Below are 26,151 nucleotides of genomic sequence, written 5' to 3'. Positions count from 1 at the left end.
GGAGCATTTAAAGATGAAACCCCAAACCCTACTGGCCATCGCCATCACCACACTCGGCCTCGCAGCCTGCGGCAGCGGCGGCGGTTCTGCCGGCAATATTCAGCTCACCCCCACCCCCACTCCCGGCGGCAACACTCCTCCCGCAATACAAACTAACGAGCGCGCCGGGACTGCAATCATCATTAATCCCACTAGCTACCGAAAAATAGGCGAAAGTGCACTTCGCTTCACCGACCGCAATTTCAACACCCTCACCGTAGAAGGAAAAGAAATCGCCGTGATCCCTCCCGGCATCCAAGCCGGTGAAATAACCACAATCCGTGATGAAAACAGCGAACGCGTGGCTCGCAATACGCTGTCCTATAGCAGCTTCGGCTATGTGCACGACAGCAACACCACCAACGGCTATATGTTCTCGCAAGGTATCCGCACATTAGACCGCGAAATGCCCACCAGCGGTACGTTTAGCTATGAGGGCCATGCCGCCCATGCCGATCAAACCAACCCCGCTGGCAGAGTGGTATCGGGTCCAGCCAATTTCCGCGTGGATTTTGGTGCTAAAACCATCAGCGGCACCATCAACCCCGCTGGGAAAGCACCCGTTGTATTGGATAATGGGTCCATTAACGGCAATCACTTCAGTGGCAATGCCAGCTCCGGCGCAGCGTTCGACGGTCATTTCTACGGCGGCAGCGCCGAAGAATTGGGCGGCATCTACCAAAAATTGGGCGATTACACCGGTGCATTTGGTGCGATAAAAATTGTTGAGTAACCCTGATTTGCTGATTTAATTTTGTCAAACAGGCTACCTGAAAATTTTCAGGTAGCCTGTTCCTTATCCTGCAAACAGCTCAATCACCCTCCGCCTCAAACCACAGCCGCAGCGTTTCCAGCGGCTGCCCATCTGCCTGCAAAGCCTTTCCTGCTGCCGCGTGTTTGATCACCAAGAGTTGCACAAACGCCCCCTCGTGCGCCGCATTGTTGATCACGATGCCTGCTTCCTCGCCGTCCACTTCCACCTTGCTGCCCGGCAGCACCGCCTGCACGCTGCGGCTCAGCGCCAGGCCGCGCCGCACCTGGCCGCGGTATTGGGCGCGGGCGATGATTTCCTGCCCCGGGTAGCAGCCTTTTTTGAAGTGCACCGCGCCGAGCCGGTGCTGGTTCAGCATTTGTGCCACGCAGCTCTCGGCAGTGGCCTGCGCAATCCACGGCCTGCCCTGCAAAATTTCGGCGGCCAGCCAGGCTTCGGCGGCCAGCCAGGCTTCGGCGGCGGTAGGCTGCTCGGCATCGGGCAGCGGCGCCGGGCTGAGCACAATTTGGTTGCCACCTGCCAGCGTGATGCCGATCAGCCCGTCGGCGCTTTCGGGTGCGGCAAACTTCAACGCGGCGGGGTCGATCCCTGCCGCTTCTGCGCCGCTGCGGCCGTATGCCTGCCAGGCGCTGTCGGTGTGGAACACGGTTTTGCTGCGCAACACAAACATACGCAGCCGCTTCACCGTGTTTTCCAGCAAATCCGCTACCATCAGCAGCAAAAACCCCTCGGCGCGGCGCACCACCAGCATATTGGCCAGCACGCGCCCGCGCGGCGAATTGTAGGTGGCGAAACAGGCCTCGCCGGGCTGCAAATCCAAAATGTGGTTGGAAAGCTGGTTGTGCAGGAAATCGGCGGCATCCTGGCCGCTTACTTCCACCACGCCGAAAAAGGGCAAACGGAACGGGGCATTCATGGTTTCACTCTTTTGATGGGTTTAATAATTTTTCTCGCCGAAAAAGGCATAGGTGGCATCGTGGAACAGCTCGCTCTGCACGCTGTCTTCATATTCCAGCCGGTTCAGCTCGCTGTCGAAACCGGCGCGGATGGCCTCCAGCGTGTCTTGCGCCAAATCGGCGGGCAGGCTGCCCAGCAGGCTTTTGAGCGCGCTGCCCAACACCAGGTTTTGCACGCGCAAGGCTTCGCAGCTTTCTTCCAAATAGCTGATTCTTTGTTCGATTTCTTCCATTATCTTTTCCTTTTCATGGGCGGCGCATTCCACCCGGCCGTGCGGCGGATTATAAGCCCAAGCCTCCCGATTGGACAGCGTATAACCCACAGTTTCCTAATTTATGAAATAATATCGGCTGTTAGCTTTTCAGGTAGCCTATCCGCCAATTTGAGGCTACCTGAAAAACAAAAGCCCCACCATTCCCCGAGAAACCGCCATGACCTCACCCCAAGACAACATCGTCTTCACCCTCACCGACGACACCCCCGCCCCCCAGCCTGCGCCCGCCGCCGAAACGGAAGACTGGGAAAAAGGCTTGGAGCGCCTGCAGCAAAAACGCCGCCACCTCGCCCGCCAAAGCCACCAGCCCGCCGCCGAAGCCGCCCAATCCAACCGCCATACTGCCGCAGCGCCCGCCCCGTTCGTGCAGCCTGCCGCGCCCGTGCCGCACATCGCCGCACCCGCTCCCGAAGCGCGCCCGCAAGCCGCGCCAAGCGTGCAAACGGCAGCATCCGCCCCAGCCTCCCGCCCCGCCCCGGCCCACCTGCTCAGCAGCAGCCGTGGCCGCCGCCTCAACCTCACCGAGCAGAAACAGGCCTACCAAGCCTACCTCGAACACTGGCAGCAGCAGCACAACCTGCAAACCGCCGCCTCCGAAGCCGAGCTCAACAATCCGCAAATCCTGTTTCAAGAAGACTGGCTCAACGCCCAAAACGCCCTGCACATCGGCCGCGGCGAGCCCATAGCCGAGCAGGCCACCGTGTGGCTGGCCGAGCATGACAGCCGCGTTACCCCCGAGCAGGAAATCGTCGAAGAAATCGCCCAGGCACAGGAAACCCTCGCTGCCGCGCCCGAAACCGCCGAAATAGAAAGCAGCACCGCCGCACTGGCCGCCGCCGCCGAGAAAATCGTCTTGCTCAATGCCTATGCCCCGCCCGCCCGGCCCGGCCGCCCCCTGCTCTGCCTCAGCGAGCCCGAGCTGCTCGCCGCCCTGGCCGAGAAGCTGCGCCCCCACCTGGCCGACGCCGTATCCGGCATGGTGAAAACCGCGCTGCAAAAGCAAACCGCGCTGATGATCCAAAACCTGCAGCAAGCCTTTCTCGACGAAGTGCCCAAGCTGGTGGACGACGTGCTGGCGCACAACCTCGCCCGCGCCCTCGCCGCCGTGAAAAAAGAGCAGCTCTAGCCGTTTCCCGCACAAAGCCACCTGAAACTAAAGGCTACCTGAAACTTGCTCTGCACGTTTTCAGGTAGCCTTTATCTTCATCAACACCCTGCTGCCGCCGGGCTGGTAAAATCAGCCTGTATCCACCGCAAACCCTTAAGGAGACAGATCATGGATCTCACCCAACTGGCCGCCCAAACCCGCACCCTCGCCCTCGACATCCTGCACCAATCCGCCATCGGCGAAGGGCAGATATTCGTGCTCGGTCTGTCCACCAGCGAAGTCATCGGCGGGCGCATCGGCAAAAATTCCAACCAAGAAGTGGGCGAAATCATCGTCAAAACCCTGCTCGACATCCTCAACGAGCGCAAAATCTACCTCGCCGTGCAAGGCTGCGAACACATCAACCGCGCCCTGGCCGTGGAGCGTGAGCTGGCCGAAGCGCGCGGGCTGGAAATCGTCAACGTATTGCCCGGGCTGCACGCCGGCGGCAGCGCCCAACTGGCCGCCTTCAAATACATGCGCGACCCGGTGGAAGTGGAATTCATCACCGCCCACGCCGGCCTCGACATCGGCGACACCTCCATCGGCATGCACATCAAACACGTGCAAATTCCCCTGCGCCCGCAGCAGCGCGAGCTCGGCGCCGCCCACGTTTGCGCCCTGGCCAGCCGCCCGCGCCTGATCGGCGGCGAACGCGCCGGCCACTACAAAGACAGCATCCGCCGCGTATGAAGCCGCCAGCCGCGCAAAAGGCTACCTGAAAACGATGTTTCCGAAGGAAGCGGAGTTTCTGCGAAGCTAAATTTTTCAGGTAGCCTCCAAGCCTAGGCATCCATGCCCTACCTAACTACAAAGCAAAAGCCGCCATGTTGGACGAAAATTTTAAAGAGTATCTTGATGATGAATTAGGCAGAATCATGCCCGATATTCAAAAGGAATACCGCGATTTGTTTGCCTCTCTAGGATTTAACGAAACAAACCGCAGCTTCACCGAATTCTGGTCTGTATATAGCGATGAAATTTATGGGAAGTTTGGCTATTTAGTGGATTTATCCATGGATTTGGAAGACATCCCGAGCAGCCAAACCGAAAACTTAAGAGCCAACATCGGGCTGCCAAATCAATACTTCTCATTTCATTATTAAACAATGAGCTGGATGATTATATTCTGTATGACAAAGATACAGATGAAGTATTTTTCATTGAAGCTGAAAATATTAAAAAATTTATTGAAAACAAACAATTCAATAAACATTGGAACAGCTTTGAAGCTTTTATCAAAGACCACTTAAATTATCCGTAGCCGCATCCTATTCCCGTACCAAGGAAGCTAATTCATTACCCGCCCTACGGCTACCTGAAAATAAGCAGTTCGCAGACATGGCTGATGGAGATTTTGCACAAGAATTTTGATTCGCTGGAAACTGTTACCGACCTCCCTCTCCACCAGTTTATGGTGCTGGACGCAAAACAATTCGCTTCATATTCGACAACACACGGTTCGGCGGCTTCGGCAATTTCTCAGCAAAAGGCTACCTGAAATTTTCAGGTAGCCTTTTATGCAGCAAATCAAACTATCTGCGCCGCCGCGCTTCTTCCGCGCGCTGCATGATTTCTTCATAAAATTCGGGCGGCACGGCGTCTTTCAGGCGCACGCTTTTCAGGCCGAGTTCGCGCAGCATCTGTTCAGTAGATACTTCGGTGCGCGAGTTGGGCAGGCGCCTGCCGTAACGGCCGTATTCCTCCACGGCATAGCTTTGCGCATTGAGGCGGCTATAGCGCTTGCCGCCCGTCCACCATTCGTTGCCGTCCACATAGGCAACGTTTTCCGCAAATATGCCGTTTTCGTAGTGGAATGTTTGGCCATGCCGCCGGTTTTGCCTGTTTTCAAAATAGACCGCTACTTTCTGCGCGCTGAGGCTGGGGTCGAGATAGGCCTGATAGCAGATTTTCCCGTCTCTACCCATTGAAATGCAGCGGCTGGGGCTGTTTCTCACAAAGGCCGTGGAATCACGGAACACGCCCGGCCCGGGCTGGACGAAGTGGCTGCCGCCGCTACCGTGGCCGCCGGATTGACGCTGGCCTTGGATGTTGTAGCCGTAACCGGCCAAGCCGGGATCGTGCTGCAAGGCACCGCGCGTGGCATCGTAGGCGTGGGCAGGCATGGTGGCCAAGCCCAGCACGGCAGCCATCAAATAGGAGAGCTTGCTCATTGGTTTCCTTTCGGTTCGAGCCATTTCCGGGGCGGCGGATTTTAGCACGGCACAGACGGCTTGTTTGCGTGTGAAGCCCGACCCGGCCATCCGGCTACCTGAAAAATCCGCCCGCTCATTGTTTCAGAAGGGCAGCTTGGATTAGCCGCAGCCGCAATCCGAATACATGCCACAGAACCGTGAGCCGCACTTTCAGGTAGCCTTTCCCCATCCCGCCCTGCCAATGCTGCTACAATGCCCGCCTTTCCATCCGCCCATCCAAAGGCTACCTGAAAACGCCAGCTTCAACGGAGTCACACATGCCCGCCGACCGCCACGCCGTATTTGAAAACCTCGCCGCCCCCGAAACCGCCGCCTTCGCCGCCGCCGAACACGCGCAAACGCAAGCCTGGCTGGAAAGCCAGCCCGATTACGAGCCGCTGTGCCGCGACATCCTCGCCGTGCTGCAAGACGAGCAGCAGATTCCGTTTTGCCAGGAGCACCGCGCGCGGATGTACCACTTCTACCAGAGCGAGGAGTTCCCCAAGGGCGTGTACCGCGTGTGCAGCGCGGCTTCGTATCGCGCCGGGCTGCCGGAATGGGAAGTGCTGTTTTCGGTGGCGGATTTCGATGAGGTTTTGGGCGCAGACGTGTATTTAGACGGCGTGTCGCACTATGTGGAGCAGCCAAACCGGGTGCTGCTCTCGCTCAGCCCGGGCGGCGGCGATGCGGCGTTCACGCTGGAATTTGATCTGGAAACGCGCCAAGTGGTGCCCAACGGCTTCCACTTCCCCGCCGGCAAAAACCACATCGCCTGGCGCGACGAAAACAGCGTGTGGGTGTGCCCGGCTTGGGACGAGCGCCAGCTCACGGCTTCGGGCTATCCGCGCGAGGTGTGGCTGCTGCGGCGCGGGCAGCGCTTCGAGGAGGCGCAGCCGGTGTTGCAGACGGCGGCACAATCGGTGTGGGTGCACGCCTGGCGCTATCTGGACGCGCAGGGCACGCCGATTGATTTGCTGGAAGAGAGCACGGGCTTTTTCAGCCGGCAATATTTTCAGGTAGCCTCAGATGGCACGCTGCTGCCCTTGGGGCTACCTGAAAACGCGGAAATCTGCGGCTATCTGGGCGGCTGGCTGCTGGTGTTGTTGCGCAGCGGCTGGCAGCGGGCAAACCATGCTTACGCCGAAGGCAGCCTGTTGGCGGTGAAGCTGAACAAGGGCACGCTCGGGCAGGCGCACTGCCTGTTTGCGCCGCAGGCGGGGCAGTCGGTGGAAGCCGTGGAAACCACGCGCCACTTCGTGGCCGCCACCCTGCTGGATAATGTTTCCGGCAGCCTCAAGGCCTGGCGGCTGCAGCAGGGGCAGTGGCAGGATGCCGAAATCCCCGAACTGCCACTGGAAGGTGCGGCCGGGGTGCTGGAATTCACCGACCAGCCCTGGGGCGGCGACGTGCTCTATATCGCCGCCAGCAGCTTCCTCTCGCCGCTCACGCTCTATACGCTGGATTTGCAACGGCAGGAGTGGTGCGTGATGCGCCGCCAGCCTGCCCAGTTCAGCCCCGAAGGCTTGGCCGTGCGCCAGTTTCACGCTGTGTCTGCCGACGGCGAGCGCATTCCGTACTACCACGTGGGCAGCGGCGAGCCGAACGCGCCCGCGCTGGTGTATGCCTACGGCGGCTTCGGCGTGCCCGAGCTGCCGCACTACCTGGGCATCATCGGCCGGCACTGGCTCGCCCGGGGCGGCGCGTTTGTGCTGGCCAACATCCGCGGCGGCGGCGAATTCGGCCCCGCCTGGCACGCCGCCGCCCAAGGCGCCGCACGCAAGCACAAAAGTGCCGAAGACCTGGTGGCCGTGGCGCAGGATTTGGCCGCACGGGGCCTGGCCGCGCCCGAGCGCATCGCCCTGCAAGGCGGCAGCAACGGCGGGCTGGTGTGCGCCGCCGCCTATTGCCTCGCCCCGCAGAGCATCGGCGCCATGGTGTGCGAAGTGCCGCTCACCGACATGCTGCGCTACCCGCACCTCTCCGCCGGCGCCTCCTGGCTCGAAGAATACGGCAACCCCGATGCCGAGCCCGACCGAGGCTACCTGAAAAAACTCTCGCCCTATCACAACCTGCACGCATCCCGCGCCTACCCGCCCGCCCTCGTTACCACCAACCTGAGCGACGACCGCGTGCACCCCGCCCACGCGCTCAAATTCCACGCCCGCCTGCGCGAAGTCGGCGCTCAGAGCCGCCTCTACGCCCCCGAAGCCGGCGGCCACACCGGCAATGCCTCGCAAGAAGAAATGGCTGCGGAACTGGCCGCTGTGTTGCTCTTCCTGCAGCAAACCGTGGGCGGGCAGGCAGCAGGAAAGCGCGCATAGATTGTTTGTTTATATTGGATTTTCCAGACAGTTTGCAAAGCGGGCGCGCTATGCTAATATGCGCACCGTTGTTTTCAGGTAGCCTCATCAGGCCGCGCATCGGCAAAGCCCTTATCCCATCCGCAACATACAGATGGCAAATTGCGGGCAAATCCGTTACAATGCCGCCCTTTAGAGAACTACCTTTAATTTTTCCCCGTTTATTAAGGACAAGGACCCCACAATGGAAAACATCGAACAACGCGTTAAGAAAATCGTTGCCGAACAATTGGGCAAGAGCGAAAGCGAAGTGAAAAACGAATCTTCATTCAGCGAAGATTTGGGCGCCGACTCTCTGGACGTGGTTGAGCTGGTAATGGCTTTGGAAGAAGCCTTCGGCTGCGACATCCCCGATGAAGAAGCTGAAAAAATCACTACCGTTCAGCAAGCCATCGATTTCGTTACCTCCCGCTCCAACTAACCGGCAGCAGGTAACAGCAGAATACCGGCCTCTGCCTCGGGCGTATCATTCGCCGGCGGCAGGGGTTTTTGTTATGCAGCCGCCTTCGGGCAGGCTGAGTGAGATACAGATAGTTTATACAGACGCCTTTCAGGCGGCTTAAGGACAGATAAACAATCATGAGCCAAAGAAGAGTGGTGGTAACCGGACTGGGGCAGATTTCCCCGGTGGGCAACAACGTGGCCGATGCCTGGCAAAACCTGCTATCCGGCACGAGCGGCATCGGCAGGATCACCCGTTTTGACGCCGGCGAGCTGAGCGCGCAAATTGCCGGCGAAGTGAAAGATTTCGACATCGGCGCATACATCAGCGGCAAAGAAGCCCGCCGCATGGACGCCTTCATCCACTACGGCATCGCCGCCGCCCTGCAGGCCATTGCCGATGCAGGGCTCGACGACTACGCCGCCCTCGACAAAACCCGCGTGGGCGTGAACATCGGCTCCGGCATCGGCGGCCTGCCCTCCATCGAAGCCACCGGCATCGTGGTGCACGAAAACGGCCCGCGCCGCATCAACCCCTTCTTCATCCCCGGCTCGCTGATCAACCTGATTGCCGGCCACGTTACCATCCTCAAAGGCTACCAAGGCCCCAGTTACGGCATTGTATCGGCCTGCACCACCGGCGCGCACTGCATCGGCGATGCCGCCCGCATGATCCAATACGGCGATGCCGACGTGATGGTGGCCGGCGGCGCCGAAGGCGCGGTGTGCATGCTCGGCGTGGGCGGATTTGCCGCCATGAAGGCGCTCTCCACCCGCAACGACGACCCCGCCACTGCCTCCCGCCCGTGGGACAAAGACCGCGACGGCTTCGTGATGGGTGAAGGCGCCGGCGTGCTGATTTTGGAAGAATACGAACACGCCAAAAAGCGCGGCGCACAGATCTACGCCGAACTGGCCGGCTTCGGCATGAGCTCCGACGCGCACCACATCACCGCGCCCAACGCCGAAGGCCCCGCCCTGGCCGTGGCCCGCGCCCTGAAAGACGCCGGCCTCAACCCGAGCGACATCGACTATGTAAACGCCCACGGCACCTCCACCCCGCTGGGCGACGCCAACGAAACCACCGCGCTGAAGCTGGCCTTCGGCGAACACGCCAAAAAGCTGGTGGTCAACTCCACCAAATCCATGACCGGCCACCTGCTCGGCGGCGCCGGCGGCGTGGAAGCCGTGTATTCCGTGCTGGCGCTGCACCACCAGAAATCGCCGCCCACCATCAACATCTTCGAGCAAGACATCGAAGGCGGTTGCGATTTGGATTACTGCGCCAACGAAGCCCGCGACCTGCCCATCCGCGCCGCCATCTCCAACTCCTTCGGCTTCGGCGGCACCAACGGCACCCTCGCATTCAAACGCTTCAACGGCTGATTTGCCGCCAAGCGTTCCTTCAGCAAACAGAGGCTACCTGAAAACACCCCTCCCGTTTTTCAGGTAGCCTTTATCACAAGAAACAGGAGCAACCCATGCAAATCTGCATCATCGGCGCCGGCGCCTGGGGCACCGCCCTTGCCATCCACTTCGCCCAAAACGGCCAGCAAGTCAGCCTGTGGACGCGCGAGCGCGACCACGCCGCCGCCATGCGTGCCGAGCGCAGCAACACAGGCTACCTGAAAAACTTCCCCTTCCCCGAAGCGCTCAGCATCGCCGACACCCCACCCGCCACACCCGAGCTCGTCATCATCGCCACCCCCACCGCCGGCCTGCGCGGCAGCCTGCAAACCATCCGACAATGGGGCTGGGGCGACATCCCCGTGCTCACCGCCTGCAAAGGCTTCGAACAAGGCAGCGGCCTGCTGCCGCACCAAGTCGCCCGCCAAGAGCTGCCCGGCAATGCCCGCATCGGCATCCTCTCCGGCCCCAGTTTCGCCCAAGAGCTAGCTCAGCAACTGCCCTGCGCCGTCACCCTCGCCTCAAGCAACCTGCCCTGGATTGAAAGCCTCGCCGCCGAGCTCAGCTCCGCCGTGCTGCGCCTCTATGCCAACGACGACATGGTCGGCGTGGGCGTGGGCGGCGCGGTGAAAAACGTGATGGCCATCGCCGTGGGCATTGCCGACGGCCTGCAATACGGCCTCAACGCCCGTGCCGCCCTGATGACGCGCGGCCTGGCCGAAATCAACCGCCTGGCGCTGGCCCTGGGCGCCAAACAAACCACCCTGATGGGCCTCGCCGGCATGGGCGACCTCATCCTCACCTGCACCGGCGCCCTCTCGCGCAACCGCCAAGTCGGCCTCAAGCTGGCCGAAGGCAAGCCCCTGCCCGTAATCCTAGCCGAACTCGGGCACGTGGCCGAAGGCGTGTACACCATCCGCGAAGCCGGCGCGCAAGCCGCTAAGCTCGGCATCGATATGCCCATCACCCGCATTCTGAACGAACTGTTAGACGGCAAAATCAACGTCGGCAGCGTGGCCGAACGGCTGATGCTGCGCGAAATCCGCGTGGAATAACGCGTAAAATTGCCGGCCATCGGTTCCGTGCGGCACAAGTTTCAGTATAATGCGGGCAGACGATTCCACTCGGGCGCATGCCGCACCGCCGCCCGAGATTGACCAAAAGGCAGATTCATGAACAGCCAATTAGAGCACTTGCAAACCTCCATTGAAACCCTGGTGGGCAGATACCAGGCCGCCGTGCGCGAAAAACAGGCGCTGCACAAAAAAATCGGCGAAATGGATGCCGCCTGGCAGAAACAGCGGCACGACCACCGCGCCACGGTGGACGGCCTGCAACTGGCCTACAGCGAACGCATGGCGCGCATGGAGCGCGAGCTCACCAGCCAAATCGAAGCCCTGCAACAGGAAAACGCCGCCTACCGCAAGCTGCTGGCGGAAAGCGCCGAGGGCATCCGCGCCCTGCTCGACCGGCTTCCCGTACCCGCCCAAGAGGAGCAGGCAGCATGAGCATCGAACAAGTAAACGTGGATATTTTGGGCCGTCAGTTCAACATCGGCACACCAAACAGCGAAAAAGAAACCCTGTTGCAGGCGGTGCACATGCTGAACCAGAAAATCGGCGTGATCCAGTCTTCCGGCCGGATCGTGGAAACCGATAAAATCGTCATCATGGCCGCTCTGAACCTCACCCACGATTTGCTCAAAATGAGCGCGAAAGACGGTTTGGCAATCGGTGAAATTGAGCGTAGAATAAGCACCATAATAGAGAGTTGCGATAAAGCACTTGAATTAGAAAAATAACTTGGCTATCATTCTTTTAACCCTGCGGTGTTCGCGAAGGCATACCATTCCTTTGAACCAATAACATCGCTTCAGGCTGCAGATTGTGCGGTGGGCGCGCGCGTTCCTCGCGGACGTACCCGAAACTGCCGGAAGTGGCCAACCTTGACTCAAGGTTCAAGCGAATCCAGCCCAACGGCACTCGCGGGGTTTCCCCATAACAAATCCGGTATCTTGCATACCGGATTTTGTTTTGCGCGGCGGCTTGGGCAGCGCGTTGATGTATGATAACGGCATGTTTATTTTTCAGGTAGCCTGCTGCCAGACAAAAGCTACCTGAAAAACAAATGGAAAGGCTTCAAGATGATTATTACCAACAACTTCCTCAGCCTGTATCGTGAACAAGACGGGCATGAATTAAAAGGCTACCTGAAATTTGATGAGGCTACACTTGAACACGATTTCAATACCGCCGCCCTGACACAAAAAGGCTGGATTTACGCAGCCATTGACGACTCCATGTTAGAAGACGGAGAAATACAGGAGATTACCGAGCTAATAGAAATTAAACATTTGTTCTGTTTGGATTTAGACCAGCTATTTAAGCCAAACAACGCTTTTGATTTTCCCGTTCACACTTTCCGCAACTGCCAGGAAGACTGGGAGGAAATACTGTCTCCCTCCCAAGAATACACCTTATGGAACAGCCTATTATTTGATGGAAGCCAACTGATGATTATCAAACCTTGGTCTGCCGGATACAATCTGCTGATTGCCGGGAAAGAGCAAACGCTTAGGCAGATTTGTCGAAGCAGCAACTGGCTGTTTAATCAAAAATATCCGATTTTCCCGCTTTAGCACATAAGCATAAGCGATAACAGGCTACCTGAAAATTTCAGGTAGCCTGTTTTGCATTGGGAGGGCTGGCGGTCTAAGCAGGTTGACGGCAGCGCTCGAGCACTTCGTCGGCGAGCTCCAGATAGGCCTGGGTGCCTTTGGCTTTGGGGTCGTAGGCCAAGGCGGGCATGCCGTAGCTGGGGGCTTCGGCCAGGCGCACGTTGCGCGGGATGATGGTACGGAACACGAGGCGGGAGAAGTGTTTTTCCAGTTGGTCGCTCACTTCCAGCGAGAGGCGGCTCTGGGTGTTGTACATGGTGCGGGCGATGCCGAGGATGTCGAGCTTGGGGTTGATGGCTTTTCGGATTTTGCGCACGGTGGCGATGAGGTCGGAAATGCCTTCGAGGGCGTAATATTCGCACACCATGGGCACGATGAGGCGGTCGGCGGCCACGAGGCCGTTGAGGGTGAGCAGGGTGAGGGTGGGCGGGCAGTCGATGAGGATATAGTCGTATTCGGGAATGAGCGGCCGGAGGGCGGTTTTGAGGCGCATTTCGCGGGCGATTTCCTGAATCAGCTCGACTTCGGCGCCGGCCAGCGAGCGGTTGGCGGCGAGGATGTCGTAGTGCCCGTACGGGCTTCTGAGGCGGGCTTCGGCGGAGGGGATTTGCTCGAGCAAGACTTGGTAGGTGCCGGCTTGCAGGCTGCCTTTGTCGATGCCGCTGCCGGTGCTGGCATTGCCTTGCGGGTCGAGGTCGATCAGCAGCACGCGCTGTTTGCGGCTGGCCAGGGAGGCGGCCAGATTGACGGCGGTGGTGGTTTTGCCCACGCCGCCTTTTTGGTTGGCAATGGCGATTACGGTGGCGCTCATCGGTCGGCCTTTCTGCGGTGGAGGGAAGTTTTTCAGGTAGCCTTTTTACTCCGGCACGAGGCTATTTCTGCCGCATGATCACCATGTGCCGCTCGGCATCGAGCATGGGCACGTTGAGTTTGTCGGCGGTCACCACTTCGATGTCGGCGGGCAGCTGGGCGATTTCTTCGTAGGGGTACACGCCTTTCATGGCGGCCCAGTAGCCGTGTTCGTTGAGCAGGTGTTTGGTGAGGGCGACGAAATCGGCCAGTTCGGCGAAGGCGCGGCTGGTCACCACGTCGACTTTTTTGTCGTAGATGGTTTCCACGCGGCCGGAAGCCACGGTGACGTTGGAGAGACCAAGCTCGATCACGGTTTGCTGCAAAAAGGCGGTTTTTTTGGTGTTGGAATCGAGCAGGGTAATGTGCAGGTCGGGGCGGCAGATGGCGGTGGGAATGCCGGGCATGCCGCCGCCGGAGCCCACGTCCATCAGGGTTTTTGCCTCTTGCACATAGGGCAGCAGGGTGAGGCTGTCGAGGATGTGGTGGCTGATGATTTTGTCGTCGCGGCGCAGGGCGGTGAGGTTGTACACGCGGTTCCACTTTTGCAGCAGCGAGGCATATTCGAGCAGCAGGAGCTGCTGGGCGGTGTTGAGGCTGAGACCGAGCTCGGCGAGGCCTTCTTGCAGTTTTTGTTTGTTGTCCATAATGATTGCGAAAGATTAGGGCTACCTGAAAATGGGTTTTTGATTTTTCAGGTAGCCTGTTGGGAATGTGGGCTCGATTTTACTCTATCCGACGGTTTTGCAAAACCTAATGTGCCCCGGAAACGCGGCCGCGCCGCGCCAGCAGGTGGGCGCGCAGGTGGTCGAAGGCCCAGTTGTAGGCCAGGGAATAGAGCACGATGAGCAGGGTGAGGCCGAGGTCGGTGAGCAGCGCCGGCCACAACCCGATTTGCAGAAACCAGGCAATCAGCGGCGTGGTGAAAAACAGCAGCCCGCCTTCAAACGCGCCGGTTTGCAGCATGCGCACGCCCCAGCTTCGCCGCTCGCGCCGGCCGGTGAAGATTTTGTCGAAACCCCAGTTGAACACGAAATTCCACACCATCGCCGTTACCGACACTGCCACACTCATGCCGAATGCCGTGCCGGCCTGCGAATGTCCGAACAGCAGCACGGCAATCGCGGAAATCAGCACCGCGCCGGTTTCAAACAACAGGGAATGGATAAAACGCTCGAAGAAGCTCACGGTTCGGCTCGGATGGAAATAATGCGGCATTATACCGCAGAGGCTGCCTGAAAACTTTAGGTACTTCTAGATTAAATTTTTCTGTCTATCTGTTGTAAGGTCATTGAAGTTGATATAATGCGATTGCAAAATTTTACTTTTATTTGAATTTCTTCATACTTTAATATTTAAGGAAATAAAAATGAAAAAATTAGCACTATGCATCTTAGCTGCTTTATTTCTTCAAGCCTGCGTTGTTCGTCTCCCTTCAATTTCTTCCAGTGTTATTGAAGCAGACGAAAAAAACGGAAATTTGATTAGTATTGACGGTTCTTTCTGTGGTGCATGGTGTGAAAAATATGCAATGGATAAGGCCCAGGAGGTATGTCCTACTGGTTATGCAATCAAAAATTCTTCAAGAAATGATATTAACCATATCCACATGGTTGTTCGCTGTCAGAAATAATAACTAAATAAAAATGGCTGTTTATTTTGTTAAAACAGGCTACCTGAAAATTTTCAGGTAGCCTGTTTGGCATTACCACTCCTCAAATCAGCCCGCGCTGTTTCAGCTCGTTTTTCAAATAAGCATAATACACCGGCGCGATGATGATGCCGCCGATGCCGAAAATCCGCTCGAACACCACCATCACCACCAGCAGCTCCCACGCGCTCGATTCGATTTCCGAGCCGATGATTTTCGCGTTTAAAAAATACTCCAGCTTGTGCACCACCACCAAAAACACCAGCGAAGCCAGCGCCACATACAGCGACGCGCCCAGGCTCAGGATGATGATGACCGTGTTGGAAATCAGGTTGCCCGCCACCGGAATCAGCCCCACCACGAAGGCAATCACCAGCACCGTGAGCCGGAAAGGCAGCGCCACGCCGAAGAGCGGCAGCAGCAGATACAGATACACCGCCGTTACCGCCGTATCGATCAGCGAAATCTTCACCTGCGCAATAAACACGCGCTCGAAGCTGTGCTGGAAATTCACCACGCGGCGCACCAGCTCGGCCTTAAACGCGGGCATTTGATGGCGTTTGTGCCGCATATTCAGGCGGTGGAAGCTGAGCAGTGCGCCGATGATCACGCCGATGATCACATAGATGAAGGAAGTGAAGCTGTTGCGGCTGATGCGGGTGAGCGTGGCGCCGTATTCGGTAATCAGCTCGGCGGCGGCGGTTTTGATTTCGGCCAGGTTCTCCGGCAGCATATTCAGGATGGCGGGCGGCAGCTCGCTGTTGTGTTTGGTGTCGGCCAGGATTTCCGCCAGCTTGCCCAGCATCACGCTGATGTGCCCGCCGTGGATCAGGCGGTACACGCCCAGCGCCATCAGCACGATGGCCAGCAGCACCAGGCCGATGGTGAGCGTGGCCGACACGAGGTTGATGTTGCGCACGTTGAGCGAGCGGTGCAGGAAGGTGTCGTGCGGCAGCAGGCGGTGGCGTATCCACAGGATCAGGCCGTTGGTTTGGTTGATGACCATGTAGGTGATGACCACCGAAAGCAGCAGCGGCAGGAAACGGAAATAGAGGGCCACCAGCAGCGCGATTCCCATCAAGATGTAGGAGGCGGTGCGGTGGGCGGAGTGGGTGTGTTTGGCGGGGAGCATGGTGTTCCGTTGTGTGGGGGATCGGGGTGGGGCTACCTGAAACAGGCGCTTCAATGCCGTTTAAATGCGGCGCGGCAACGTTTTTGCGCAGTCAGCATGGATGTTTGGATTTTTCAGGTAGCCTGTGCTTTGGTGCGGCTGCCGGAGGCTACCTGAAAATATCACTCAGGCTTGGTTTGCGTTTCGGCCGCCGAGCCGTCGGATTCTTTCACCAGCCGCCGCTCATACACCGACTGCGCCAGCGTGCCGGCGTCGATGTACTCCAGCTCGCTGCCCAGCGGCATGCCCTGCGCCAGACGGCTCACGCGGTAGGGCAGGTTTTTGAAGAACTCGGCCAGCACATAGGCGGTGGCGTTGCCTTCGGGCGTGAAGGCGGTGGCGATGATCACTTCTTCCACCTCGCCCTCCTGCAAGCGCGCCACCAATTTGTCGAGCGCGATGTGCTGCAAATCCATGCCCTGCGCCGGGCTCACCTGCCCCATGAGCACGAAATACAGGCCGTCGTGGCAATGGGCGGCCTCCATGCCGGCCACGTCGGCGGGCAGGTGCACAATCATCAGGCGGTGCGGATCGCGCGCGGGGTCGGCGCAGATGGCGCACAGTTCGCCTTCGCAGAAGGTGTTGCACAGGCGGCAGTGCTGCACGGCGGTGAGGGCGTGCTGGAGGGCGGCGGCCAGTTCGGCGGCGCCGTCGCGCTTGTGGCGCAGGAGCTCGTAGGCCATGCGGCGGGCGGATTTGGGGCCGACGTTGGGCAGGATTTCCAGCGCTTGGGTGAGGCGGGCGAAGGCGTCGGGTTTTTTGCGGGTCATGGTGGGAATGGGGTTTCAGGTAGCCTGGGCGCGATATGGGGGCGAACGGCGCCGGCACAAGATAATGCGTTGGCTCCGCAGAAACGCTGCTGTACGGCATTTGAACGGCATTGAAGCACCTTTTTCAGGTAGCCTTTTCCGGCAAATCGGGCTACCTGAAAATACGGCGGCGGCTATTCGCCGGCTTCGCTGTTGTCTTCCACCGGGGCGGGGTTGTCGAAGGAGGGCGGGGGCGGCAGCAGGTTGTTGAGCGTGAGGGCGGCGGGGTTGAGCGTGGGATGGCCGCTGAAGCGGGCGGTGTAGCCGCCGGCGCCGTTGCTGCGGATGGCGGTGGGCACGCCCAGCGGGAAGGTGGCCAGATCGCTGATGTGGCCGAAGGGGAAGCCGGTGAGCACGGGGATGCCGCTGATGCGGCGCAGGGTGCGGATGACGCTGGAGAGGTCGTAGCCGCCGTCGTATACGTCGCGGGCGCTGCTCATGCGGAAGTTGCCCAGCACAATGGCCTGCTGCCGCTTGAGGATGCCGGCCAGATGCAGGGTTTGCAGCATGCGTTCGAGGCGGTAGGGCTGCTCGCCCACGTCTTCGAGAAAGAGGATGCCGCCCTCGGGCTGCGGCAGATAGGCCGAGCCGGCCAGGGAAGCGATCACGCTGAGGTTGCCGCCCCACATGGTGCCGTGCAGGGTGGGCACGTTATCTGCCTGAATGTCGGACACCTGGATGCTCAAATCGGCCTGCGTGCTGCCGTCGATAAAGGCCTGCATGGCATACACCGATGGCTGAGCCTTGCCGAAGCCGCTATACAGCATGGGGCCGGCGAAGCTGCACATATTGCCCTGCGCCAGCAAGGCAAGCTGCACAGCGCACACGTCGCTGAAGCCGAAAAACAGCGTGCCCTGCTCCCGCATGCGCGCGCCGAGCGAGGCCCAGTCGATATGCGGCAGAATCCGCACCGCGCCGTAGCCGCCGCGCATGCCCATCAGCACCTGCGGCGTGGGCGCTTTGCCCGAGGCCACGTCTTGGAAATCGGCAATGCGCTCGGCATCCGTGCCGGCAAAACGCTGATAGCGGCGCTCCACCGCCTGCTGGTTGGTGATGGTGAAACCGGCGTCATACAGGCGGCGCCGGCCGGCCGGCGCCTGCTCGGGGCGCGGTGCAAAACCGGAGGGCGCCACCACGCGCAGGGCGGTGCCGCCGCCGTTGCGGCGCGGTTGGGCTTGGCCGCCCGGCGCGGCGGTTTGCCCGGCTGAGGCAGGCATCACCGGCGCGCTGCACGCCTGCAAAATGCCGGCACCGGCCACGGTGGCGGAAGCGCTGAGGAAGCGGCGGCGGGTAAGGTGGGGAAACAGCATGGCGGAAATCCTTAATCGGTTGGTGTAGTGTTTTGGGGTTTTAGCTTCGCAGAAACTCAGCCTTGGCTGCGCCAAGACATCGTTTTCAGGTAGCCTTTTCGGGGTTTGGGCTACCTGAAAGCAGTTATGCCAAATCAAATTTCTGTTTCATTTGCTCTTGTTCACTTTTATTGAACAGGCAGATGCATAAAGCCCGGCAATCGTATTTGCTCCAGCCGTTTTGCGCTTCAAAGTCAAACAGGGCTTGCGACAGGGCTTCGTTATCGTCTGCCACATTACCGAATGCGGCTTGGAGCGTTGCTGCGTCCACCGGCTCGGGCGTATCAATCAACATCACGCCGCAATTATCGGCCAAATTTAAAGGCTCGGATAACGGCAGGGAGAAGTAGGTTTTGTCGTCCCAATCCTGCAAAACGAGCTGGTTTTCGCGCACGGCAAAGAATGCGTCCGTGCCGAGCAGATACCACAAGTTTTCATATTCGCCCTCAATCGCATCATCTGCAAACGCTTGATGGAATTCTTTTAGGAAATTGTCTCGGCCGTTATCAAACAAAATGAGCGAGTCGGGCGAAATCGTCAATAAACACGGCTGTTTCATCACACTTTTCTATTCCATCATTCACAACAAATACCGCCGTTAAAGCAAGCCTGCGATAGCGGTTTCAGGTAGCCTTTGCATGGGGCAAACGGCGGGCATTATACCAGCCGCCCCTCACGCTTCGGCAGCCAGCAAAGCCGCCACCTGCCGCTGCCAGTCTTCCGGCAGCGCCAACTCGGCTTCTCGGCGCGGCGCGGCCCAGATCGAATCCGGAAAGCAGGCATCCTGCTCAAAACGGGCAATCACATGCCAATGCAGGTGCGGCACCTGGTTGCCCAGGCTGGCCAGGTTGATTTTGGCCGGGCGCAACACTTGCCGCATCGCTGCCTCGGTGCGGCACACCGCCGCCATGATTTCCTGCCGCGCTTCTTCCGGCAGATCCGTCATCTCGGCCACGTGTTCGCGCCAAATCACGCGGCAAAACGCAGGCGCGGCGGGGCTGTCATGTACGGCGATGATGCGCAGGCGGCTGTTTTGCCACAGCACGGTTTCGCCGTCGGCGCGGCACAGCGGGCAGGAGGCGGGCATGGCGGTTTCCTTTCGGGCGGATGGGTTGGTCAGTCGGGGCAAGGATAGGGCACGGCAGCCGGTTTGCCAAGCGCTTTAACGCTTGGGCGGGAAAGGTAAAGGCTACCTGAAACCTGTGCTGCTTGTTTTCAGGTAACCTCACGGCTTTCAGACGGCCTTATTTGTCCAGCCCCTGCTCTGTGAGCCAACGCGCCATTTCGGCGGCGACTTGGTCGTTGTTGGTGTCGCTGAACATAAAGTGCGTATTGCCCCTGATGCCGATTTCGGGCAGGTGGATGAGTTTGGCGTTGCCGCCGTGTCTGTTTACCGTATCGACAAACTGCTGCGCCATTTTCATGCGGATGTGCCATTGTTCGCCGCCCTGCGTGCCATCCAACCGATCGGGAATAAAGTCGCCGAAGTAGATGACGATGGGCAGGCGGGTGAGTTTGGCGAACTCGTCGGGCGCAACGCTCATCGGGGCGACGTCGCCGAATCTGCTTTCCAATTTCGGCGGTTCTTCGCCTTTCGGGAAGGGAAATGCGCCGGGTTCGATGGCAACGATGCCCTGCACTTTGTCAGTCGCCATTGCCGTTGTCCAGCCGATGATGCCGCCTGCCGAATGGGTTACGAACACGCCGCCGCCCGTGCGCTCGAACAGCTTGACCACGGCATCGGTAATCACGGGAACGTCAAACGCGCCGGTGTCGGGCGTCATCATGCGGAAGAATTGTTCCTGCGCGGCCGGGTCTTTGGGGAAGGTGACGCCTTCGTTCATATTGGGATACACGCCGATGCGGAATTGGGCGTACCAGAACTGGTCGTCCGGCACGGCATTGATTTCCGCAGGCACGGTGCTTTGCCCTGCCTGTCCGCGACGGGGCTGGTCGATCAGATAGACGGGGTAGCGGCGGCGCAAAAACAGTTCGTTGAAGCCTGCCCGTCCGTCGGGCGTGGTCATCCAGCCGCGTGCGGACTGTCCGTAGCCATGCAGAAACACCAGCGGCGTGTGTTTGGCGCGGGCGGGGATTTGATAGAACACGGAAGCGTGGTCGCCGTGCAGGGTCATGCCGCCTGCGGCAACGGCGGCTTGGTGCGCGTCCCAAAACGCGCCGCCTTGGCGGTTTGCAATGGTTTTGGGGACGGGGGTATACGTGCCTTGCGAGGTTTTGACCGTGCCGCCGACGGCGAAACTGCCCTGTTTTTCAATGGCAAGCGTGCCGCTGTTGTAGCCGCTTTGGGCGCAGGCTGCCAGCGTGAGGGCGAGGGTGGCGGCGGGAACGGTTTTTTGCATGGCGATTCCTTCGTTCAAATCAGATGGGGCGGAGGGAGGAAGGCTGCCTGAAAACGCAGCCCCAACGCCGTTGAAACGGAGTACGGCACCGTTTCTATACCGCTGAATTTTTCAGGTAGCCCCAAAGCTCAAACGCCGAACACCCATTCCTTAAACTGCCGCACCATGGCCAAATCGGTGTGGCTGATGATTTGGCTTTTGCCCACGTCGAGCTTGGCGATTGCGGCTTTGTCTTCTTCGGTGAGCGCGAAGTCGAACACGTTCAGGTTTTCCGCCATGCGTTCGGGTTTGGTGGATTTGGCCAGCACCACGATGCCGCGCTCAATCAGCCAGCGGGTTACCACTTGGGCAATGGATTTGCCGTATTTTTTGCCGATGGCGGCGAGCACGGGGTTTTCAAAAATGCCGAATTTCCCCTCGGCAAACGGCCCCCACGCTTCGGGCACGATGCCTTCGGCCAACAATCCGGCCACTTGCTCGGCCTGCTGGTGGAATGGGTTGATTTCAATCTGGTTTACTGCGGGCATCACTTTGTTGTACAAGCCCAAATCCAGCACGCGGTCGGCGGTGAAATTGCTCACGCCGATGGCGCGGATTTTGCCGGCCGCCTGGTATTCTTCCAGCGCGCGCCAGGCGCCGTAGATGTCGTTGAAGGGCTGGTGCAGCAGCATCAGGTCGATGTAGCCGCAGCCCAGCCGCGCGAGCGAGCGCTCCAGCGAGGCTTTGGCGGCTTCGTAGCCGTAGTTTTCCACCCAGACTTTGCTGGTTACGAAGATTTCTTCGCGCGGAATGCCGCAGTTTTTGATGCCGCGCCCAACTTCGGTTTCATTCACATAGGCCTGCGCGGTGTCGATGTGGCGGTAGCCGGCTTTAATGGCGGCAATCACGGCCTGCTCGGTTTCTTCGGGCGGGATTTGGAACACGCCGAAGCCGAGGGCGGGGATTTGCACGCCGTTATTGAGGGTGAAGGTTTGCATGAGAAATCTCCTTTTTCGCTTTCAACTGGATAAGCGGCATTGTATCCACGCGCGCGGGCAGGATAAATAGGCTTTGGTTTCTAAGGCTGATGAGGCGGATTCATGAAAAGGCCGGCTGGAAACAGGGTTGGGCACACCGGATGTGGAACGGCTTTTGATGCAGATAAAGGCTACCTGAAATTTTCAGGTAGCCTTTCATTGGCCTGCTGGGAAACAAATAATTCCTTATAAAACCATCTTCAATATTTGCCGCTTTTGCCGTTCACGCACCGCCCTTTTCCGATAGCAGGAAGAATCAAGCTTCAGCTGGCCTCACTCCCCAACATCCCCAGCAACTCCTCCTCACTCAACACCGCCACGCCCAAACTCTGCGCCTTTTCCAATTTGCTGCCTGCGGCTTCGCCCGCCACCACGAAGTCGGTTTTCTTGGACACGCTGCCGCTCACTTTGCCGCCGGCGGCTTCTATCATCGCGGCGGCCTGGTCGCGTTTCAGCGTGGGCAATGTCCCTGTCAGCACAAAGGTTTTGCCTGCGATGGCGCTGTTTTCGTGGTGCAGGCTGCCTGAAACGTCGTCCGCATTTTCAGGTAGCCCTTCAATAAATTGAATGATTTCCTGCAACAGTTGGGCGTGTTCAGGCTGGCTGCGCCATTGCTGCCATTCCTGCGGCAGGGCGTTGTCGGCGGTTAGGGCGTGCAGGCTGCCGGCGAGCTGCCAGAGTTCGGCGGCGCGTTTTTCGCTGAGTTTGATATTGGGCAGGCGTTGCAGCCATTGCTCGGGCGCGGCGTATTCTCGGGCTTGCGGCGACGGGGCGGCGGCCTGCGGGGCAACGTACTGCAACAAGTCGTCCAGCATTTTCTGCTGTGCAGGCTGCCTGAAATAGTGGGCGGCGGCATGGGCGACGACGCTGCCGATGTCGGGCAGGCAGGCGAGTATGGGCTGGGGGGCGCGGCGCACGGTGTCGAGGTTGCCGAACGCGGATGCCAGTTGTTTGGCGGTGCTTTCGCCGATGTGGCGGATGCCGAGCGCGAACAGGAAGCGGGCGAGCGGCGGGGTGCGGCTTTGGGCGATGCTGTCTAGGATGTTCTGCGCCCATTTGGTGGCGGCGGATTTGCCGTCTTTGATGGTTTGCAGCTTGGCGATATCCAGTTGATAAATATCGGCAAAGCTGTGCAATATGTCTTGCGCGACCAGGGCTTCGATTTGCCGGTCGCCCAGCCCTACGATGTCCATGGCTTTGCGGCTGGCGAAGTGAATCAGCCCTTGGGCGCGCTGGGCTTGGCAGAGCATTCCGCCGGTGCAGCGGGCAACGGCTTCGCCGGGTTCGCGCTCCACCGCGCTGCCGCACACGGGGCAGGTTTCAGGCAGCCTGAACGGCTCGTGCAGCGGCTCTTTGAGGCTACCTGAAAACGAGCTTTGCGAGTTTCTGCGAAGCAAAAACAAATCGGGTGCAGGCTGCCTTTCAACCATCGGGCGGCGTTCCAACACCACGCGCACCACTTCGGGAATCACGTCGCCCGCGCGGCGCACCACCACGGTGTCGCCCACGCGCACGTCTTTGCGCGCCACTTCGTCCTGATTGTGCAGCGTGGCGTTGGTAACGGTAACGCCGCCCACGAACACGGGCGCGAGCCGCGCCACGGGGGTAACCGCGCCGGTGCGGCCGACCTGCACGTCAATCGCTTCCACCGTGGTGAGGGCTTCTTCGGCGGGGAATTTGTGCGCGATGGCCCAGCGCGGCGCGCGCGACACGAAGCCGAGCCGCTGCTGTTCGGCCAAGGAATTGACCTTGACCACCATGCCGTCAATCTCATATGGCAGGCGCGGGCGGTGTTCGGCCAGCCGCTCGTATTCGCGCAATACGGCCGCCGCGCCGGTGTATGCGCCGAAATAGCCTTCGGGCAGCGAAAAGCCGAGTTCGCCCAGCAGTGCGAGTTCTTCGATATGGCTTTCAGGTAGCCTTGGGATGCCCGCCAGTTGCGCGATGCCGTAGGCGAAAAAATGCAGTTTGCGCTGCGCGGTGATTTTGGAATCGAGCTGGCGCAGGCTGCCGGCGGCGGCGTTGCGCGGGTTGGCGAAAGGCTTCTGCCCCGCCGCGAGCTGGCGTTCGTTCAGCGCGGCAAAATCGGCTTTCAGCATCAGCACTTCGCCGCGCACTTCTATGGTTTCAGGCAGCGTGTCGCCGTGCAGTTTCAGCGGGATGTTGCGTACGGTTTTGATGTTTTCGGTCACGTTTTCGCCCGTGGTGCCGTCGCCGCGCGTGGCTGCCTGCACCAAAATCCCGTTGCGATACAACAGGCTGACGGCCAGCCCGTCAAACTTCGGCTCGACGGCGTATTCGGCCTGCGCCACGCCCAGTTCCTTACACACGCGCTCGTCGAACGCCAAAAATTCGGCATGGTCAAACGCGCCCGTTTCGTCGTCGCGCGGCGAAAACGCGTTGTTCAGCGACAACATCGGCACGGCATGGACGACGGTCTCGAAGCCGTCCAGCACCGCGCCGCCCACCCGCTGCGTGGGGCTTTCAGGCAGGCGGAACTGCGGATATTCGGCTTCCAGTGCTTCGAGTTCGCGGAACAGGCGGTCGTATTCGCTGTCGGGCACGGTGGGGTTGTCCAGCGTGTAGTATTCGCGGGCGTATTGGTTGAGCTGGGCGGTGAGGGCGCGGATGCGTTGTTGGGCGGTCATGGCGGCGGAGTGGTGTGAATAAAGAAACGGCGCATATTATCACGCGGCCAAAGAGAAGGGGCTACCTGAAAACGATGTCTTGGCGCAGCCAAGGCTGAGTTTCTGCGAAGCTAAAAACCGCCCAAGTATTTTTCAGGTAGCCTGTATAATGCGGGCATCCCCATCCCAAAGCAAAGGAATCCACCATGGCCGAACTGGACGACCGTATATACGAGCAAATCACCACCCTGTGCGAACAGGGTGACGCGCTGGCCGACGAAGCGCGCCACGCCGAAGCGCTGGAACACTACCAGCAAGCTTGGGATTTGCTGCCCGAGCCGCAAACCGAATGGGAAGCCGCCATCTGGATACTCGCCGCCATCGGCGACACCGAATTCCTGCGCGGCCACCACGAAGCCGCCCGCCAAGCCCTCAGCCACGCCATGCACTGCCCCGATGCCATCGGCAACCCCTTCCTGCACCTGCGGCTCGGCCAAACCCAATTCGAGCTCAGCAACTTTGAGCGTGCCGCCGACGAACTCATCCGCGCCTACGCCCTGGGCGAAGACGATTTGTGGGCCGACGAAGACCCGAAATACCTCGACTTCCTCGCCACCGTGTGCGATGGCATCGAAAACCACAGCCGCAAGTATTAGCCCCCCTGCCGCCCACCACGGCAACCGCATACGGCCGAACCCCGCGCCCCTTCGGGAGATGAACGGAAAGGCGGCACGCTGTTGCCTATTCCGTTGCCCATCAACCCTATTTTTCAGGTAGCCTTTCCTCCGCCACAGGCTACCTGAAAGCGCCAGCATCAGCGAAGCGATAGCAAATTAACTTTCGCTACGGCGTTGGCTCGCCTGGTATCGAAAGTCACAAAATCCGCTATAAAACGCAAACAGGCCCCAACAAAACACAAACAAAGCTTCCGCAGAAAGCCGAGTTGCCCCGCAACCAAGCGCCCAACTATTTTCAGGTAGCCCCGCCATCCGCCCTACCCTATTCCCAACCATGATCCGCCATTCCCGCCCGCTCACCCCCGCCGAAACCCAACTCGCCCGCAGCGTGTTCGGCAGCGGGCTGGATTACGCGCGCATCCGCCTGCACTTCGGCACCTGGTGGCTGCCGCCCCTCGGCGTGGCCGTCGCCCCCTTCGGGCACATCCACTTCCCCGCCAGCAAGTTTTGCCCCGACTTCGCCGCCCGCCCCCAGCCCGAGCGCGCCTGGCTGATACACGAGCTCACCCATGTCTGGCAACACCAGCACGGCTTCCCCGTGTGGCTCGCCGGCCTCTTCACCGCCCTGCGCGGCGGCTACCTGAAACAACGCGCCTACCGCCTGCCCGATCTCGCCACCGTGCCCCACATCGGCTGCCTCAACATGGAACAGCAGGCCGAAATCTTCGCCCTCTACTACCGCGCCACCCTCTGCCGCGAACCCGCCCTATCCCCGCTCCAGCCCCACCTGCAGCGCCTGCTCCAGCCCTTCTTCCAGAACCCCGCTAGCCGCGCCCTGCGGCCGAAGTGGTTTTAAACGCATCGCAGCCGCCAGCCTGCCTTTCCTCTTTTCAGGTAGCCCAGGCCCCGCAAAAACGGCGGGCAATAAAATACCCTGCATAAGCAGGGTATTTTTGCCAACTGGTGGAGGCGGGGGGAATTGAACCCCCGTCCGAAAGTCCTCTACAGCGCGTTCTACATACTTAGTCGTGCCAACTTGGATCTTGCCCCCATTCCGCCGACAGACAGGCTGTTTGGAAGCCAGTTACCTTAAATCTTATTTCCCGCCAAGTAACCCGGCGGAAAACCAGTCAATGTGAAATGACGTTGCCGTGGCTTGCGCCACACAGCCCATTGACCAACTGCTGCAACGGCAGGCCTTAAGCGGCCAATGCAAAAGTTTCGTCGTTTGCGACTATTTGAATTCAGTGTTTTACGGGAAATCTGAGACCCCGGTATGCCCGCATCTGCTTTGCAACCCCCGTCGAAACCAAGGTCGCCCCCAGATAAGGAAGGCGGATTATACGCCGAGAGGGGCTTTTGGACAATCGGTG

Annotated in this window: 28 protein-coding genes and 2 other RNA genes; 15 read left to right on the top strand and 15 right to left on the bottom strand. The window is 59.6% G+C overall.

The window, feature by feature from the left end; genetic code table 11:
* The first annotated feature begins 13 nt into the window (after positions 1-13).
* Positions 14-772, top strand: a complete 759-nt coding sequence (locus tag H9Q10_RS05360; protein ID WP_197902971.1) for a Slam-dependent surface lipoprotein — start codon at positions 14-16, stop codon at positions 770-772.
* A gap of 79 nt (positions 773-851) precedes the next feature.
* Here H9Q10_RS05360 and ygfZ read toward each other — a convergent pair whose 3' ends face one another.
* Positions 852-1,727 (bottom strand): CAF17-like 4Fe-4S cluster assembly/insertion protein YgfZ, encoded by an 876-nt coding sequence (gene ygfZ / locus H9Q10_RS05355; RefSeq protein WP_197902970.1) that lies wholly within the window; start codon positions 1,725-1,727, stop codon positions 852-854.
* Between the two features lie 21 nt (positions 1,728-1,748).
* The gene (locus tag H9Q10_RS05350) at positions 1,749-2,000 is read right to left on the bottom strand and encodes an NGO1151 family protein (protein ID WP_197902969.1); all 252 of its coding nucleotides are present in this window, start codon (positions 1,998-2,000) and stop codon (positions 1,749-1,751) included.
* A 199-nt stretch (positions 2,001-2,199) separates the two neighbouring features.
* Here H9Q10_RS05350 and H9Q10_RS05345 point away from each other — a divergent pair, with 199 nt between their 5' ends.
* The 3 genes from H9Q10_RS05345 (at position 2,200) to H9Q10_RS12130 (ending at position 4,295) form a co-directional block, all read left to right on the top strand.
* Positions 2,200-3,168 (top strand): hypothetical protein, encoded by a 969-nt coding sequence (locus H9Q10_RS05345; protein WP_197902968.1) that lies wholly within the window; start codon positions 2,200-2,202, stop codon positions 3,166-3,168.
* A gap of 150 nt (positions 3,169-3,318) precedes the next feature.
* Positions 3,319-3,882 (top strand): TIGR01440 family protein, encoded by a 564-nt coding sequence (locus H9Q10_RS05340; protein WP_197902967.1) that lies wholly within the window; start codon positions 3,319-3,321, stop codon positions 3,880-3,882.
* Positions 3,883-4,016: 134 nt separating this feature from the next.
* Entirely contained in the window at positions 4,017-4,295 is a 279-nt protein-coding gene (locus tag H9Q10_RS12130; protein ID WP_238480142.1) for a hypothetical protein, read from the top strand.
* A gap of 429 nt (positions 4,296-4,724) precedes the next feature.
* On the opposite strand, the gene H9Q10_RS05330 is transcribed toward H9Q10_RS12130, so the two are convergent.
* The gene (locus tag H9Q10_RS05330; protein ID WP_197902966.1) at positions 4,725-5,363 is read right to left on the bottom strand and encodes a hypothetical protein; all 639 of its coding nucleotides are present in this window, start codon (positions 5,361-5,363) and stop codon (positions 4,725-4,727) included.
* Between the two features lie 299 nt (positions 5,364-5,662).
* Between H9Q10_RS05330 and H9Q10_RS05325 the strand changes: the two genes are divergently transcribed.
* The 8 genes from H9Q10_RS05325 to H9Q10_RS05290 all read left to right on the top strand — a co-directional run bounded on the left by H9Q10_RS05325 (position 5,663) and on the right by H9Q10_RS05290 (position 12,230).
* The gene (locus H9Q10_RS05325; RefSeq protein ID WP_197902965.1) at positions 5,663-7,705 is read left to right on the top strand and encodes a prolyl oligopeptidase family serine peptidase; all 2,043 of its coding nucleotides are present in this window, start codon (positions 5,663-5,665) and stop codon (positions 7,703-7,705) included.
* A 223-nt stretch (positions 7,706-7,928) separates the two neighbouring features.
* Complete coding sequence (gene acpP, locus H9Q10_RS05320; RefSeq protein WP_003824915.1) at positions 7,929-8,165, top strand: acyl carrier protein; 237 nt, start codon at positions 7,929-7,931, stop codon at positions 8,163-8,165.
* Positions 8,166-8,323: 158 nt separating this feature from the next.
* Positions 8,324-9,571, top strand: a complete 1,248-nt coding sequence (gene fabF / locus H9Q10_RS05315; protein WP_197902964.1) for a beta-ketoacyl-ACP synthase II — start codon at positions 8,324-8,326, stop codon at positions 9,569-9,571.
* A 95-nt stretch (positions 9,572-9,666) separates the two neighbouring features.
* Positions 9,667-10,647, top strand: coding sequence for an NAD(P)H-dependent glycerol-3-phosphate dehydrogenase (locus tag H9Q10_RS05310; protein ID WP_197902963.1), 981 nt, complete (start codon positions 9,667-9,669; stop codon positions 10,645-10,647).
* A gap of 117 nt (positions 10,648-10,764) precedes the next feature.
* Entirely contained in the window at positions 10,765-11,100 is a 336-nt protein-coding gene (locus tag H9Q10_RS05305) for a hypothetical protein (RefSeq protein ID WP_197902962.1), read from the top strand.
* Positions 11,097-11,393: a cell division protein ZapA gene (locus H9Q10_RS05300; RefSeq protein ID WP_197902961.1), complete on the top strand. Its 297-nt coding sequence runs from the start codon at positions 11,097-11,099 to the stop codon at positions 11,391-11,393. Before H9Q10_RS05305 ends, H9Q10_RS05300 begins: the two co-directional genes overlap by 4 nt.
* Positions 11,394-11,409: 16 nt before the next feature.
* Positions 11,410-11,587: non-coding RNA, 6S RNA (gene ssrS / locus H9Q10_RS05295), on the top strand.
* Between the two features lie 148 nt (positions 11,588-11,735).
* Positions 11,736-12,230, top strand: coding sequence for a hypothetical protein (locus H9Q10_RS05290; protein WP_197902960.1), 495 nt, complete (start codon positions 11,736-11,738; stop codon positions 12,228-12,230).
* Positions 12,231-12,303: 73 nt separating this feature from the next.
* Here the strand turns inward: H9Q10_RS05290 and H9Q10_RS05285 are convergent, their stop codons facing one another.
* From H9Q10_RS05285 to H9Q10_RS05275, 3 genes are all read right to left on the bottom strand, one after another.
* Complete coding sequence (locus tag H9Q10_RS05285; protein WP_197902959.1) at positions 12,304-13,080, bottom strand: ParA family protein; 777 nt, start codon at positions 13,078-13,080, stop codon at positions 12,304-12,306.
* Between the two features lie 61 nt (positions 13,081-13,141).
* On the bottom strand, positions 13,142-13,765 hold the full coding sequence (gene rsmG / locus H9Q10_RS05280) for a 16S rRNA (guanine(527)-N(7))-methyltransferase RsmG (protein ID WP_197902958.1): 624 nt from the start codon (positions 13,763-13,765) through the stop codon (positions 13,142-13,144).
* A 106-nt stretch (positions 13,766-13,871) separates the two neighbouring features.
* Positions 13,872-14,336: a PACE efflux transporter gene (locus tag H9Q10_RS05275; RefSeq protein ID WP_218042251.1), complete on the bottom strand. Its 465-nt coding sequence runs from the start codon at positions 14,334-14,336 to the stop codon at positions 13,872-13,874.
* Between the two features lie 151 nt (positions 14,337-14,487).
* Between H9Q10_RS05275 and H9Q10_RS05270 the strand changes: the two genes are divergently transcribed.
* Positions 14,488-14,751 (top strand): hypothetical protein, encoded by a 264-nt coding sequence (locus tag H9Q10_RS05270; protein ID WP_197902957.1) that lies wholly within the window; start codon positions 14,488-14,490, stop codon positions 14,749-14,751.
* Positions 14,752-14,833: 82 nt separating this feature from the next.
* Here the strand turns inward: H9Q10_RS05270 and H9Q10_RS05265 are convergent, their stop codons facing one another.
* The 8 genes from H9Q10_RS05265 to ligA all read right to left on the bottom strand — a co-directional run bounded on the left by H9Q10_RS05265 (position 14,834) and on the right by ligA (position 24,122).
* The gene (locus H9Q10_RS05265) at positions 14,834-15,901 is read right to left on the bottom strand and encodes an AI-2E family transporter (RefSeq protein WP_197902956.1); all 1,068 of its coding nucleotides are present in this window, start codon (positions 15,899-15,901) and stop codon (positions 14,834-14,836) included.
* A gap of 161 nt (positions 15,902-16,062) precedes the next feature.
* Entirely contained in the window at positions 16,063-16,710 is a 648-nt protein-coding gene (recR, locus tag H9Q10_RS05260) for a recombination mediator RecR (RefSeq protein ID WP_197902955.1), read from the bottom strand.
* A gap of 173 nt (positions 16,711-16,883) precedes the next feature.
* On the bottom strand, positions 16,884-18,059 hold the full coding sequence (locus tag H9Q10_RS05255) for an LD-carboxypeptidase (RefSeq protein WP_197903001.1): 1,176 nt from the start codon (positions 18,057-18,059) through the stop codon (positions 16,884-16,886).
* 124 nt (positions 18,060-18,183) lie between these two features.
* On the bottom strand, positions 18,184-18,657 hold the full coding sequence (locus tag H9Q10_RS05250) for a hypothetical protein (RefSeq protein ID WP_218042250.1): 474 nt from the start codon (positions 18,655-18,657) through the stop codon (positions 18,184-18,186).
* Between the two features lie 114 nt (positions 18,658-18,771).
* Positions 18,772-19,185 (bottom strand): HIT family protein, encoded by a 414-nt coding sequence (locus tag H9Q10_RS05245; protein ID WP_197902953.1) that lies wholly within the window; start codon positions 19,183-19,185, stop codon positions 18,772-18,774.
* Between the two features lie 157 nt (positions 19,186-19,342).
* Positions 19,343-20,458 (bottom strand): alpha/beta hydrolase, encoded by a 1,116-nt coding sequence (locus H9Q10_RS05240; protein ID WP_197902952.1) that lies wholly within the window; start codon positions 20,456-20,458, stop codon positions 19,343-19,345.
* A 128-nt stretch (positions 20,459-20,586) separates the two neighbouring features.
* Positions 20,587-21,435 carry an aldo/keto reductase gene (locus H9Q10_RS05235; RefSeq protein WP_197902951.1) on the bottom strand — a complete coding sequence of 283 codons (849 nt, stop codon included), beginning with the start codon at positions 21,433-21,435 and terminating at the stop codon, positions 20,587-20,589.
* Between the two features lie 302 nt (positions 21,436-21,737).
* Positions 21,738-24,122 carry an NAD-dependent DNA ligase LigA gene (gene ligA, locus H9Q10_RS05230; RefSeq protein WP_197902950.1) on the bottom strand — a complete coding sequence of 795 codons (2,385 nt, stop codon included), beginning with the start codon at positions 24,120-24,122 and terminating at the stop codon, positions 21,738-21,740.
* A gap of 185 nt (positions 24,123-24,307) precedes the next feature.
* On the opposite strand from ligA, the gene H9Q10_RS05225 reads away from it, so the two are divergent.
* Both H9Q10_RS05225 and H9Q10_RS05220 read left to right on the top strand, forming a co-directional pair.
* A complete protein-coding gene (locus tag H9Q10_RS05225) occupies positions 24,308-24,757 on the top strand; it encodes a tetratricopeptide repeat protein (protein ID WP_197902949.1) in 450 nt (149 codons plus the stop codon).
* A gap of 355 nt (positions 24,758-25,112) precedes the next feature.
* Positions 25,113-25,634 carry a type IV secretion protein Rhs gene (locus H9Q10_RS05220; RefSeq protein ID WP_197902948.1) on the top strand — a complete coding sequence of 174 codons (522 nt, stop codon included), beginning with the start codon at positions 25,113-25,115 and terminating at the stop codon, positions 25,632-25,634.
* A gap of 105 nt (positions 25,635-25,739) precedes the next feature.
* Here the strand turns inward: H9Q10_RS05220 and ssrA are convergent.
* Positions 25,740-26,101: a transfer-messenger RNA gene (ssrA, locus tag H9Q10_RS05215) on the bottom strand.
* Between the last annotated feature and the right edge of the window lie 50 nt (positions 26,102-26,151).

Origin of the sequence: Eikenella glucosivorans, assembly GCF_016025525.2 — a bacterium.
Taxonomy (GTDB): Bacteria; Pseudomonadota; Gammaproteobacteria; order Burkholderiales; family Neisseriaceae; genus Eikenella; species Eikenella glucosivorans.
Note: the sequence above shows the minus strand (reverse complement) of the source record. Positions and strands in the feature narration are given on the sequence as shown.

Bases quoted from the DNA above. Each gene is read 5' to 3' on its own strand.
- H9Q10_RS05360 (WP_197902971.1), top strand. From the start codon at position 14: ATGAAACCCCAAACCCTACTGGCCATCGCCATCACCACACTCGGCCTC.
- ygfZ (WP_197902970.1), bottom strand. From the start codon at position 1,727: ATGAATGCCCCGTTCCGTTTGCCCTTTTTCGGCGTGGTGGAAGTAAGC.
- H9Q10_RS05350 (WP_197902969.1), bottom strand. From the start codon at position 2,000: ATGGAAGAAATCGAACAAAGAATCAGCTATTTGGAAGAAAGCTGCGAA.
- H9Q10_RS05345 (WP_197902968.1), top strand. From the start codon at position 2,200: ATGACCTCACCCCAAGACAACATCGTCTTCACCCTCACCGACGACACC.
- H9Q10_RS05340 (WP_197902967.1), top strand. From the start codon at position 3,319: ATGGATCTCACCCAACTGGCCGCCCAAACCCGCACCCTCGCCCTCGAC.
- H9Q10_RS12130 (WP_238480142.1), top strand. From the start codon at position 4,017: ATGTTGGACGAAAATTTTAAAGAGTATCTTGATGATGAATTAGGCAGA.
- H9Q10_RS05330 (WP_197902966.1), bottom strand. From the start codon at position 5,363: ATGAGCAAGCTCTCCTATTTGATGGCTGCCGTGCTGGGCTTGGCCACC.
- H9Q10_RS05325 (WP_197902965.1), top strand. From the start codon at position 5,663: ATGCCCGCCGACCGCCACGCCGTATTTGAAAACCTCGCCGCCCCCGAA.
- acpP (WP_003824915.1), top strand. From the start codon at position 7,929: ATGGAAAACATCGAACAACGCGTTAAGAAAATCGTTGCCGAACAATTG.
- fabF (WP_197902964.1), top strand. From the start codon at position 8,324: ATGAGCCAAAGAAGAGTGGTGGTAACCGGACTGGGGCAGATTTCCCCG.
- H9Q10_RS05310 (WP_197902963.1), top strand. From the start codon at position 9,667: ATGCAAATCTGCATCATCGGCGCCGGCGCCTGGGGCACCGCCCTTGCC.
- H9Q10_RS05305 (WP_197902962.1), top strand. From the start codon at position 10,765: ATGAACAGCCAATTAGAGCACTTGCAAACCTCCATTGAAACCCTGGTG.
- H9Q10_RS05300 (WP_197902961.1), top strand. From the start codon at position 11,097: ATGAGCATCGAACAAGTAAACGTGGATATTTTGGGCCGTCAGTTCAAC.
- H9Q10_RS05290 (WP_197902960.1), top strand. From the start codon at position 11,736: ATGATTATTACCAACAACTTCCTCAGCCTGTATCGTGAACAAGACGGG.
- H9Q10_RS05285 (WP_197902959.1), bottom strand. From the start codon at position 13,080: ATGAGCGCCACCGTAATCGCCATTGCCAACCAAAAAGGCGGCGTGGGC.
- rsmG (WP_197902958.1), bottom strand. From the start codon at position 13,765: ATGGACAACAAACAAAAACTGCAAGAAGGCCTCGCCGAGCTCGGTCTC.
- H9Q10_RS05275 (WP_218042251.1), bottom strand. From the start codon at position 14,336: ATGCCGCATTATTTCCATCCGAGCCGAACCGTGAGCTTCTTCGAGCGT.
- H9Q10_RS05270 (WP_197902957.1), top strand. From the start codon at position 14,488: ATGAAAAAATTAGCACTATGCATCTTAGCTGCTTTATTTCTTCAAGCC.
- H9Q10_RS05265 (WP_197902956.1), bottom strand. From the start codon at position 15,901: ATGCTCCCCGCCAAACACACCCACTCCGCCCACCGCACCGCCTCCTAC.
- recR (WP_197902955.1), bottom strand. From the start codon at position 16,710: ATGACCCGCAAAAAACCCGACGCCTTCGCCCGCCTCACCCAAGCGCTG.
- H9Q10_RS05255 (WP_197903001.1), bottom strand. From the start codon at position 18,059: ATGCTGTTTCCCCACCTTACCCGCCGCCGCTTCCTCAGCGCTTCCGCC.
- H9Q10_RS05250 (WP_218042250.1), bottom strand. From the start codon at position 18,657: ATGAAACAGCCGTGTTTATTGACGATTTCGCCCGACTCGCTCATTTTG.
- H9Q10_RS05245 (WP_197902953.1), bottom strand. From the start codon at position 19,185: ATGCCCGCCTCCTGCCCGCTGTGCCGCGCCGACGGCGAAACCGTGCTG.
- H9Q10_RS05240 (WP_197902952.1), bottom strand. From the start codon at position 20,458: ATGCAAAAAACCGTTCCCGCCGCCACCCTCGCCCTCACGCTGGCAGCC.
- H9Q10_RS05235 (WP_197902951.1), bottom strand. From the start codon at position 21,435: ATGCAAACCTTCACCCTCAATAACGGCGTGCAAATCCCCGCCCTCGGC.
- ligA (WP_197902950.1), bottom strand. From the start codon at position 24,122: ATGACCGCCCAACAACGCATCCGCGCCCTCACCGCCCAGCTCAACCAA.
- H9Q10_RS05225 (WP_197902949.1), top strand. From the start codon at position 24,308: ATGGCCGAACTGGACGACCGTATATACGAGCAAATCACCACCCTGTGC.
- H9Q10_RS05220 (WP_197902948.1), top strand. From the start codon at position 25,113: ATGATCCGCCATTCCCGCCCGCTCACCCCCGCCGAAACCCAACTCGCC.